The sequence below is a fragment of the Mycobacterium sp. 852002-51163_SCH5372311 genome (genome assembly GCF_001667115.1).
GTDB lineage: Bacteria > Actinomycetota > Actinomycetes > Mycobacteriales > Mycobacteriaceae > Mycobacterium.
On record NZ_LZIJ01000062.1, the window covers coordinates 1 to 10,312 of the forward strand.

Consider the following 10,312-nt stretch of genomic DNA (forward strand, 5'->3'; position numbering starts at 1 on the left):
ATGTTTTCGACCGCGTCTTGGGGCGTCGTTCGCACCGGCACACCGCGGCGGACGGCGTCGACGAACGCGTCGAGCTGGTAGGCGTAGGACGGTCGACGCCCGAGACGTTCGACGCGCTTGCCGTCCGACGATCGGACCGCGAGCCGATGGTAGAACTGCGGCATGACGGGATTGAAAACACGCAGCTCGACGCGTTCGTCGACGCCGTCCGCCGCGGTGTGCCGGTGCGAACGACGCCCCAAGACGCGGTCGAAAACATGACCGTCATCGACGCGATCTATCGCGCGGCCGGCCTCCCGCTGCGCGAGCCGAGCTGAATCAGTCGGCGACTTCGGATAACAGTCGTCGTGCCGCTTCGACACCGGGGCGGAGACGATCAGCGGGACTCACTCCGGCCAATGCCAGTGACCGCTGTGGAATTTCGAGTTCGACCACGATGTCGGTGGGCAGCGCGGTGAGGATATCGTGCAGCGGAAGTTCGCCCTCCCCGGGAACCATGCGCTCGTACATCGCTTCTTCCAGGTAGTTTTCGATGCGTGGTCGTAACGTGGTGTCGTTGAGCTGGGCGTAGCCGATGTAGTCGGGATTCAGCGCGGCCAGGTCGGCGGCGCCCGATCCAGACCGCACCAGGTGCATGGTGTCGATCAACAGGCGGAAGTCCGGTCTCCCTACATGCTCCAATGCGGCCAGCGCGGTAGGTAGATCGCCGACGGTCAGGCCGGGCACAGGTTCGACGACGGTCTGGATGCCACGCTGGGCGGCGAGTTCGGCGAGCGCCGCGAACTGGTCGAAGGTGCGGCCCAGGTCGGGGTTCAGACTGACCGCGTTTATCCGCGGAACGCCGAGTTCGGCCAACACGTCGAGATCCGCACCGTGCGTGCTCATCTCAGCGCCGGGCAGCACCAGAAACCCGTCGCCGAGCGTGATGGTCACGCCACGATCGTTCATCGCAGCGAGCAATTCCCTGCGCAATGCGGGTTCATCTCGCAGCGAGTAGGGCGGATAGCCCAGCGGCAGCAACGGCACTCCCTGCACGACCGTGGAGATGTGCCGACAACCAAGTTCCTCCGCGAGGCTCACGAATTCTATTGGTGGAAGCGCGAATACACTCAAAAACCCAATAGCGAGCGGCCTCATCCCGGTTGGCCCGCCAGCCGGGCCAATTCGTCGGCCGCGGCTGCCGTTTGGGTTGTCAGGGCAATCTGTCCGGAAGTGACCGGTTCTTGGATGGTCGGCGCCTCCAGTACCAGATCGTCGCGGACGAAGGCGATGTGGGCGTGCAGGTGGTCCGTGGTGAACGACGCCCACGCAGCCGCCGACGACGGGTCCATCGTCAGATGCACTTCGAAGTAATCCGCCGTCAACGGCGTGGGTGGGTCCACGCGCGTCAGCGTCAGCTGCATCGTCTCTGGACCCAATGTGTAGAGGTTGGTTCGGGCAAGGTCACAGGTGACCAGGACCCCGGTCGGCGCGACAGGGGCGTTCGGGTTTGTGGCGGGGCACTTGTCGGCCGTGGTCATCTTCGACCTCTGCACCGGCCGGACCGGCAATGGCCGAATCCGCACCGCTGGCGCGATCGATGATGTCGTCGGCGCCGGAGCCCGCGCCGGCGGCGAGGCGGTGGTGGTCTTGGTGGTGCTGGACGCGGCGGGCGGGTGGTGGGGGGTCGAATGGCAGCCACACAACAGCGCACCGAGGGCGACGACGGCCGCTATCCCATGGTGAGCCTTGCCCTCGATTTGGCTTTGGCTCACTGCCCGCCCTCCCGTCGAGCCTTCTGTCGCACAACTGAGCTCAAGGTAGATGACCGTGGCCACCGGTAACGATGCGCGAAGCGGCGTGTCGCACGCCGATTTTCACCATGGGCTTGACGAAGGCGCTGTACGAAGACAGCCTTTGCTCACACTACGAACATAGAGTAAGCTTCTCGGTCCAGACATTGGACCCAACACCGTAGGAAAGTTTCCGCCTCATGGCCCAACGCGCCGACGCCGCAACCCAGCGGCGAAAGCCAAATCCAGTGGAGCGCCGCAGGGATCTGTGCGATGCGGCGATTCAGCTCTTGGCCGATGATGGGGCCAAGGGGCTGAGCCATTTGAAGGTGGACCGCAAGGCCGCCGTGCCCGACGGCACCACATCGTTCTACTTTCGCACCCGCTCGGCGCTGCTGCGTGCCGTCGCAGAGCGGCTGGCGGAGCTGGACCTGGCCAGCCTGCAATCGGTGGTCGACGGGGCCGACGGCCGGGGCGACAATCCGTCGCCCTCGCGGTTGTCGCAGGTGGTCATACAAGCAGGCAGCGAGCCCCAGTTATCCCGCACCAAAGCCAGATACGAGCTGACCATGCAGGCCACTCGCGATCCGGCGCTGGCCGCGATCATGCAACAGGCCACCGACGGATTCACCAAGTTGCACCGGGAGATCCTGGTCCAGCTGATGCCGCACGGCGCTCAGTTGGAATCGGCTGTGGTCGAGGACCTGAGCAACATCACGCTGACCTTCATCAACGGTCTGCTGCAGCGGGTCGCCCACGGCGACCGGATCATCCAGAGCGCCGAACAACTGGACGGGATCCTGGCGGCGATCGCCACCGGCATCCTGAAAAGTCCCGACAAGGGGCGGCTTACTCGGGCCGGCGGACGTCGTTCGACCCGGCGCCGCGGAACCTCGACATCCCGGCCATCCCGGGCGTCGGGCTGAAGCGCTCGGTACGGGTATGGATAAAGGTCCAGGAGGGATTTCGTGACGACGAGCACCGAGAGCCACGTTCGGTTCGATCCATACGATGTCGAGCTCATCGCCGACCCGTATCCCATGTTCGCGCGACTGCGCGACGAGGCGCCGCTCTACTACAACGCCGAATACGACTTCTTCGCGGTGAGCCGGTTCGCCGATGTCAACAAGGCGCTGGTCGACCACGTCACGTTCAGCTCTGCACGCGGCGCGATCCTGGAGCTGATCAAGGCCAATCTCGAGATCCCGCCGGGAATGCTCATCTTCGAAGACCCACCGATTCACGACGTGCACCGCAGGCTGCTGTCGCGCATGTTCACGCCGCGCAAAATCAGCGCGCTGGAGCCGATGATCCGGCAGTTCTGCGCTCAAGCGCTGGATCCGCTTGTGGGATCGGGCCGGTTCGATTTCGTCACCGACCTGGGTGCCCAGATGCCGATGAAAGTCATCAGCGCCCTGCTCGGCATCCCCGAAGACGATCAGGAGTACATCCGCGATCGTGCCAACGCACAGCTGCGCACCGAGGCCGGCAAGCCCATGCAGGCCGCTGAACACGGCCTGTCGGTAGGTGAGCAGTTCGCCGCGTACATCGATTGGCGCGCGGAGAATCCCTCCGACGACATCATGACCGAATTGCTCAACGTCGAATTCGTGGACGAAACCGGCACCACCCGACGACTGACGCGCGACGAGATTCTGGTCTACCTCAACGTCGTCGCCGGTGCGGGCAACGAAACAACGACGCGCCTGATCGGTTGGGCGGGAAAGGTTCTCGCCGAGCACCCCGATCAGCGTCGCGAACTCGTCGCGGACCCGGGGCTGATCCCGCAGGCGATCGAGGAGCTGTTGCGGTACGAGCCGCCCGCACCGCACACGGCGCGCTACGTCACTCGCGACGTCACCTTCCACGGCCAGACCGTCCCCGAGGGCAGCGTGATGATCAACCTCATCGGCTCGGCCTGCCGCGACGAGCGTCAGTTCGGGCCGGATGCCGGCGAATTCAACATCCATCGCACAGCCCGGCCGCACCTGACCTTCAGCGTCGGGACACACTTCTGTCTGGGCTCGGCGCTGGCCCGCCTGGAAGGCCGGGTCGCCTTGGAGGAGATCCTCAGACGGTTCCCAGAGTGGGAGGTCGATCTGTCTCGGGCCACACTCAGTCCGACGTCGACGGTGCGGGGCTGGGAGACCATGCCGGCGCTGGTGGCGTCATGACGGGCCGGGTCGAGGGCAAGGTTGCGTTCATCAGTGGAGCCGCCCGCGGGCAGGGCCGCAGCCATGCGGTGCGGCTGGCCCAAGAGGGCGCCGACATCATCGCCGTTGACATCTGCGCGCCAATCGAGAATATGGCCTATCCGGCGTCGACCCCGGAGGATCTCGCCGAAACCGCCGACCAGGTCAAGGCGCTTGACCGACGCATCGTGACCGCGGAAGTCGACGTGCGTGACTACGACGCCCTCAAGGCCGCGGTGGACGGCGGTGTGGAACAACTCGGCCGCCTCGACATCATCGTCGCCAACGCGGGCATCGGCACCATCGGCAAGAAACTGCACAAGATTCCCGAGAACATCTGGCAGGACATGATCGACGTCAACCTCTCCGGCGTGTGGAAGACCGTTAAAGCCGGTGTGCCGCACCTGATCGCCGGGGGACGAGGCGGCTCCATCGTGCTCACCGGGTCCGTCGGGTCACACAAGGCGCTCGCCTACACCGGCCACTACATCGCAGCCAAACACGGTGTGATGGGGCTGATGCGCTCCTTCGCTGTTGAGCTGGGCCAGCACAGCATTCGGGTCAATTCCGTTCACCCCAGCCAGGTCAACACACCGATGACCATGAACGACTTGACGTTTCGCTTGTTCCGTCCGGATCTGGAAAATCCGGGACCCGAGGACTTCGCCCCGTTCTCGCAGATGACGCATACTTTGCCGGTGCCCTGGGTGGAACCCATCGACATCAGCAACGCCGTTCTGTTCCTCGCCTCTGACGAATCTCGTTATATCACTGGCGTTTCGTTGCCCGTCGACGCGGGCGCATTACTCAAATAGGAGAAAACCAATGCCTGAATACGATTACGAAGAGATGAAGAAGGAAGCCGAGCAATACATCAAGTTCGAGAAGGACGTCAAGAACAGAATCGCCTATATCACCTTCGACCGTCCCGACGCGCAGAACTCGACCACGTTGGGGATGCGGCAGAACTACGCCGACTTGATCCACAAGTGCAACGTCGACGACGACGTCAAGGTCGTGGTAATCCGTGGGGAAGGCGAAGATTTCGGAAGTGGTGGAGACCTCCCCGAACAGCGCGGGATGCTGGAAAACCCAGGTATGCCGTTGTTGCACGAACTCGCCATCAACGATGACAACGTCAAGTACCCGCCCGGCGGGTCATACCGGTATCTGTCCACCGTCACCGACTTCTATGCCAAGGCACGCGCGGGAAACCGTCCACTACAGGAACTTCGCAAGATCAGCATCATCGAGGCCAAGGGCTACTGCTACGGGTGGCACTTCTACCAGGCCGGTGACGCCGATCTGGTGATCTCGTCGGAAGACGCGCTATTCGGGCACCCGGCCTTCCGCTACGTTGGCTGGGGACCTCGACTGTGGTGGTGGGCCGAGACCATGGGCCTGCGAAAGTTCTCCGAAATGCTGTTCACTGGAAGACCGTTCAGCGCGAAGGAGATGTACGAGTGTGGTTTCGTCAACAGCGTCGTGCCCCGCGAGAAGCTGGAAGCAGAGACGCTGAAGTACGCGATGGCATGTTCACGGTCACGCCCCACGGACACGGTCGCGGTGCAGAAGACGTTCCTGGAGCTCTACAAGCAGCACAAGGGTGAATACTTCGGCAGTCTGCTGACCGGCATGGTCGAAGGGATGCTGCCGATGATCGCGAACGACCGGGACAACGAAGTCGACCTCACCGAGGGCACTTTCAGCAAGGGCCTCAACAATGTGGTGAAGGACAACGACATGAACTTCCCGCCGGAGTGGCGCCTGAGCCGCTCCGGACGAAACAAGCCCTGAGCCAGGCATGTCGGCACTGTCCGGTATCCGGATCGTCGAGCTGGCCGAGTCCGTCGCAGGGGAGTACTGCGGCAAGCTGCTGGGCGACTTCGGTGCCGAAGTCATCAAGGTGGAGGCGCCAGGACGAGGCAGCCGGACCAGAAGGATGGCGCCCGTCGTCAGGCGTGACGCCGGGCCCGAGGGCAGTGCCCTGTTCGCTTACCTGAATACCAACAAGCAATCCGTCGTGCTAGACAGCGAGCACGTGCACAAGCTCATCGACACCGCTGATGCGGTGATCGACAGCCGCGCCACGGATTGGGCTGAACGGCACCCGTCTGTGGTGTTCTGCGGTATCACGCCGTTCGGGCAGGAGGCGCCCACCGAGTTCGGCAACGCCAAGAGCATCAACGTGTTCCATGCCAGCGGATGGGGTTATCACACGCCCAGCCACGCCGACCCGACACAGCCACCGCTGCAGGGGCCCGGCCGATTCCTCGCCGACTACGAAGCGGGACTGGACGCGGCGCTGTGCATCGTGTCGGCGCTGTTCGGGCGGCTGCACACCGGCGCGGGGGAGGTCATCGACATTTCGCAGCATGCGGTGCTGGTCTCCCGCGCCGATTGCATTCTGGGCCGCTTCATCACAGGCGAGGTGCCCGCTCACGGCACTCGGGACGACTACGACCAGCAGGGCCCGGCATCGTTTTTTGCCTGCGCCGACGGCTATGTCTACCTGTACATGACCAGTCGCGCACACTGGCTCGGAGTCAAGGCGCTGATGGGTCAGCCCGAGTGGCTCGACGAGTTCGACGATGACTGGCTGGAGTTCTCCGTCACCGCAGACAAAGTCGCCACGTTTCAGCGCGGGTTCGCGGCGTGGGTCAAGGGGTTGACCAAAGAGACCGCGGCAGAGCAAGCGCAGCGCCTGAATGTGCCGCTGGTCCCGGTGAACGACGCCGCGGACCTGCGTAACTCGCCGCAATATCGGCACCGCGGCTTTTTCCGGGAGGTAATCCACCCGGTACTCGGCACCGCGGCGTATCCCACCGTTCCGTATGCCCTGAGCGCATCTCCGGCGGAGATCCGCTCTGCGGCACCCACTCTCGGCCAGCACACCGCGTCCGTCGTGAGCGGGCTAGACTCGGCGCGCCCGCCACTGACGGTCACATCGCCACAACTCAAGGCGAACAAGTACCGGCGCGGTGGTCCATTGGAAGGGGTACGCGTCGTCGAGCTCACCAAGGTGTGGGCCGGACCGTACGCGGGAAAGCTGCTGGCCCTGCTGGGCGCTGAGGTGATCAAGGTCGAAACAGCCGGCAATCCAGAGGAGATGCGCGCCTATGGCGGCACCGACATCAACCATGCCCCCTACTTCCTGAGCATCAACCCCGAAATCCTCAGTGTCGACATCGATATCAAGTCGGCCGACGGTATGGCGTTGGTGCGCGATCTGGTCGCACACAGCGACATCGTCATCAACAACCTTCGCCCGGGCGCGATGGAGCGCCAAGGCCTGGGATACGACCAGCTGAGGTTGATCAAGCCGGACATCATCTCGGTGTCGATCAAAATGTGGGGCAATGACGGCCCGCTGGGCCATCAAACCGGTTATGCGCCATCATTCGCCGCCCTGGCTGGGCTGGCTGTTCTGGTCGGCTATCCCGGCGGGCCTCCCCTTGGGATCAGCATGCGCTACGGCGACTCCACGGTTGGGGCCGCCGCCGCGTATGCGGCGGTGATTGCACTGTTGCATCGCGAACGTTGCGGCGCGGGGCAATTCGTCGACGTCTCGGCCGTGGAGACCCTTTCCTCGATGATCGGTGACTGCCTGGTTGAGCAAAGCCTGACCGGAGAAGACCTGGCACCCAACGGCAATAGCCACCCCGACATGTGCCCGCACGGTTGCTACCCCTGCCTGAACAGCTCCTGGGTGAGCGTGGCCGTGGCCAACGACGATGAGTGGCAACGGCTCTGCGACGTGCTCGGCGACATGCGCCTGGCCGAGCGCTACCCGACGATGGTTGATCGGCGTGCTCACAGTGCGGCGCTCGATGCCGACCTGGCAGCCGCTACACGAAATCATGAAGCCGAGGAACTCGCGCATCGTCTGCGGACGGCGGGTGTACCGGCAAGCAAGAGCGCCACGGCCGTCGACGTCATCGGCGATCAACGACTTTGGGAGCGAGAGTTGTTTCGTTTTGTGTCCGACCACCCGGAGGGCCAGCGCCCGATACTGGGACCTTCGTGGCGGATGAGAAGAAACCCGGCGCGGATCGAACGGGGCGCACCCGACCTCGGTGAGCACAATGATTATGTTCTGGGCGAGATACTCGGTGCCGCTTGGCAAGCCGGGGCCTCGACATGACGCCGGCACTTGCCGACACCGCTGCCCTGGTGACCGGTGCCAGTAGCGGCATCGGCGCCGCAACGGCGAAGGCACTGGCTGCGCACGGCGCGACGGTGGCCCTGTTGGCGCGCCGGACGGATCGGTTGCAGGAGCTGCAATCCGAGATCGAATCATCAGGTGGCACAGCGCTTGTCGCGACGGCGGATGTCACTGATGCGGGGCAGGTATCGAAAGCCGTGCAGCATGCCGTCGGTGAGCTGGGGCGTCTTGACATTCTGGTGAACAACGCCGGCTTGATGCAATCAGGACCCGCGGCCGAGGCTGCCCTGCAAGACTGGGATGACATGGTGGCCGTCAACGTTCAAGGCGTCCTCTACGCCACCCGGGCAGCACTACCGCACCTGATCGACGCGGCCGCCGAATCGCCGCGGGGGGTGGCCGATCTCGTTACCATCAGCTCGACCGCGGGGTGGGTGGCCAGGCCCGGCACCGCGGTCTACTCGCTGACCAAATTCGGTGTGAATGCCTTCAGTGAAGGGCTCCGCCAAGAACTGCTGGGCAAACGGGTCCGGGTCGGCGTGGTGGGCCCCGGAACCGTCGACACCGAAATCTTCGATCACCTGGCCGCACCGGCGAGGAAGGCGTTCGAACAGCGGACCGCCGGAATGGTGAAGTTGCGGCCTGAAGATATCGCCGATGCGGTGCTATACATGGTGACTCGGGACCGCCGAGTTGCGGTCAACCATATGCTGGTCCGCGCTGCCGAACAGACTTGGTGACGCATGGGCGGAGACACTGACCGTTGGGTCACCGGCGATCAGTTAGGGCGGCTGATTCCTGCCGACCCCGAAGCCTTGCGCCGCGGGGGGCCGAATTTTCTCACCGACGCATTCCGGATGTCGGGTGTACTCGGTGCGGACAACGCCGTCAGAAGCATCACCGGCTTTCGGCAGATCGCCGGCGGGAGCACCGGACGCAAGGTTGCCCTGTCGGTCGAATACGACAAGGCGTCGCCCGGACTGCACACCGAGCTGTTCGCCAAGTTCTCCCGTGATTTCGGCGACTCGACACGTGACCGCGGAAAGACGCAGATGGAGTCGGAGGTGCGTTTCGCGTCGTTGTCACGCGCACCTGGATTTCCTATCGCGGTACCCGACGTGCTGTTCGGCGACTACCACCGCCCTACCGCGACGGGCGTGCTGATCACCGAGCGAATCCGATTCGGCACCAATGGAATCGAACGTCAGTACCACAAGTGCCTCGATTACGAGATGCCCGAACCTGTTGCGCACTATCGCGCTCTGCTCACAACGGTCGCCCGGCTGGCGGGCACACACCGCTCCGGGCGCCTGCCCGCCCACCTGACCGCAGGGTTCGCGGCTGACATGCAGGCGGCGACAGTGGGTGAGCGGGCGCCCATGAGAATGGACAAGCTGGATCGGCAGTTGACACAGCTCGCCGAATTCGCGGAAACCCATACCGCGTTGCTGCCCCCTAACGTCGATTCGGCGTTCCTGTCGCGCTTGCGCGACGAGGCGCCGCGGCTGGCGCAGCACGAGGAGTTCATCGTGCGCCATCTTGCCGCCGATGACGACTATGTCGCGCTGTGCCATTGGAACGCCAACGTCGACAACGCCTGGTTCTGGCGCGACACCGATGACGTGCTGCGCTGCGGCCTGATGGATTGGGGTTGCGTCAGCCAAATGAACATGGGCATGGCCATCTGGGGAGCCATGTCAGGAGCCGAAACCGATCTGTGGGATTGCCATTTCGACGAACTGCTGGCGGCGTTCGTCGCCGGAGTCCGTGGTTGTGGCGGCCCGGATCTCGACCCGGCCCGGCTGGCCCGGCACACTCTGCTTTATGCGGCTTCGATGGGTGTGGCCTGGCTGCTGGACGTACCCGCCTTGATCCGCAGGCGGTTCGGCGACGCTGCACCGATTAGCCGCAAGGACCCGCACATCAAAGATGACGAAAGCGTTCGTGCTCCGCTGCAGATGTTGTCAAATGTGTTGAGCCTGTGGGAACGTCATCGCGTTGCCGACTTGCTCGAGGAAGCGCTTGCTGAGAGCGCGATCGAAGGCGCCGAGCGGCTGCGGGTCGGCTAGTGCGCTGCCTGTTGGATCGCTGTACCTTGTGTCACTTTAGCTTCAGTGGTCACATCGCGGCAATTCTTGTCAGTGGGTCTCCATAAGATTCTGGGCATGGGTTCGAGCAGTCGT

General features: G+C 63.9%; 11 protein-coding genes and 1 pseudogene. 9 read left to right on the forward strand and 3 right to left on the reverse strand.

Features of this window, described 5'->3' with window-relative positions; all coding sequences use genetic code 11:
- A pseudogene (locus A5791_RS27665) lies at positions 1-197 on the reverse strand (gfo/Idh/MocA family oxidoreductase); the annotation flags it as partial.
- Here A5791_RS27665 and A5791_RS27670 point away from each other — a divergent pair.
- Positions 147-317 (forward strand): Gfo/Idh/MocA family oxidoreductase, encoded by a 171-nt coding sequence (locus A5791_RS27670; protein ID WP_369828027.1) that lies wholly within the window; start codon positions 147-149, stop codon positions 315-317. The pseudogene A5791_RS27665 and the gene A5791_RS27670 sit on opposite strands and share 51 nt — an antisense overlap.
- 1 nt (position 318) lies before the next feature.
- On the opposite strand, the gene A5791_RS07675 is transcribed toward A5791_RS27670, so the two are convergent.
- On the reverse strand, positions 319-1,137 hold the full coding sequence (locus tag A5791_RS07675; RefSeq protein ID WP_067233575.1) for a sugar phosphate isomerase/epimerase: 819 nt from the start codon (positions 1,135-1,137) through the stop codon (positions 319-321).
- Positions 1,134-1,418 carry a hypothetical protein gene (locus tag A5791_RS07680; RefSeq protein ID WP_231995829.1) on the reverse strand — a complete coding sequence of 95 codons (285 nt, stop codon included), beginning with the start codon at positions 1,416-1,418 and terminating at the stop codon, positions 1,134-1,136. The genes A5791_RS07675 and A5791_RS07680 overlap by 4 nt, the downstream gene beginning before the upstream one ends.
- 31 nt (positions 1,419-1,449) lie before the next feature.
- On the opposite strand from A5791_RS07680, the gene A5791_RS26710 reads away from it, so the two are divergent.
- The 8 genes from A5791_RS26710 (at position 1,450) to A5791_RS07715 (ending at position 10,198) form a co-directional block, all read left to right on the forward strand.
- Positions 1,450-1,725 carry a hypothetical protein gene (locus A5791_RS26710; RefSeq protein WP_197504626.1) on the forward strand — a complete coding sequence of 92 codons (276 nt, stop codon included), beginning with the start codon at positions 1,450-1,452 and terminating at the stop codon, positions 1,723-1,725.
- Positions 1,726-1,972: 247 nt separating this feature from the next.
- On the forward strand, positions 1,973-2,698 hold the full coding sequence (locus A5791_RS07685; protein WP_067233578.1) for a TetR/AcrR family transcriptional regulator: 726 nt from the start codon (positions 1,973-1,975) through the stop codon (positions 2,696-2,698).
- 42 nt (positions 2,699-2,740) lie between these two features.
- Complete coding sequence (locus A5791_RS07690) at positions 2,741-3,946, forward strand: cytochrome P450 (RefSeq protein WP_067233581.1); 1,206 nt, start codon at positions 2,741-2,743, stop codon at positions 3,944-3,946.
- Entirely contained in the window at positions 3,943-4,779 is an 837-nt protein-coding gene (locus tag A5791_RS07695; RefSeq protein ID WP_067233583.1) for a mycofactocin-coupled SDR family oxidoreductase, read from the forward strand. The genes A5791_RS07690 and A5791_RS07695 overlap by 4 nt, the downstream gene beginning before the upstream one ends.
- A gap of 10 nt (positions 4,780-4,789) precedes the next feature.
- Entirely contained in the window at positions 4,790-5,761 is a 972-nt protein-coding gene (locus A5791_RS07700) for an enoyl-CoA hydratase/isomerase family protein (RefSeq protein ID WP_067233586.1), read from the forward strand.
- 7 nt (positions 5,762-5,768) lie between these two features.
- Positions 5,769-8,108 carry a CaiB/BaiF CoA-transferase family protein gene (locus A5791_RS07705; RefSeq protein ID WP_067233588.1) on the forward strand — a complete coding sequence of 780 codons (2,340 nt, stop codon included), beginning with the start codon at positions 5,769-5,771 and terminating at the stop codon, positions 8,106-8,108.
- Positions 8,105-8,869 (forward strand): SDR family NAD(P)-dependent oxidoreductase, encoded by a 765-nt coding sequence (locus tag A5791_RS07710; RefSeq protein WP_067233591.1) that lies wholly within the window; start codon positions 8,105-8,107, stop codon positions 8,867-8,869. Before A5791_RS07705 ends, A5791_RS07710 begins: the two co-directional genes overlap by 4 nt.
- Positions 8,870-8,872: 3 nt before the next feature.
- Entirely contained in the window at positions 8,873-10,198 is a 1,326-nt protein-coding gene (locus A5791_RS07715) for a hypothetical protein (protein ID WP_067233593.1), read from the forward strand.
- The last annotated feature ends 114 nt before the right edge of the window (positions 10,199-10,312 follow it).

Coding starts and splice junctions, on each gene's coding strand:
- A5791_RS27670 (WP_369828027.1), top strand. CDS start 147: ATGGTAGAACTGCGGCATGACGGGATTGAAAACACGCAGCTCGACGCG.
- A5791_RS07675 (WP_067233575.1), bottom strand. CDS start 1,137: ATGAGGCCGCTCGCTATTGGGTTTTTGAGTGTATTCGCGCTTCCACCA.
- A5791_RS07685 (WP_067233578.1), top strand. CDS start 1,973: ATGGCCCAACGCGCCGACGCCGCAACCCAGCGGCGAAAGCCAAATCCA.
- A5791_RS07695 (WP_067233583.1), top strand. CDS start 3,943: ATGACGGGCCGGGTCGAGGGCAAGGTTGCGTTCATCAGTGGAGCCGCC.
- A5791_RS07700 (WP_067233586.1), top strand. CDS start 4,790: ATGCCTGAATACGATTACGAAGAGATGAAGAAGGAAGCCGAGCAATAC.
- A5791_RS07705 (WP_067233588.1), top strand. CDS start 5,769: ATGTCGGCACTGTCCGGTATCCGGATCGTCGAGCTGGCCGAGTCCGTC.
- A5791_RS07710 (WP_067233591.1), top strand. CDS start 8,105: ATGACGCCGGCACTTGCCGACACCGCTGCCCTGGTGACCGGTGCCAGT.
- A5791_RS07715 (WP_067233593.1), top strand. CDS start 8,873: ATGGGCGGAGACACTGACCGTTGGGTCACCGGCGATCAGTTAGGGCGG.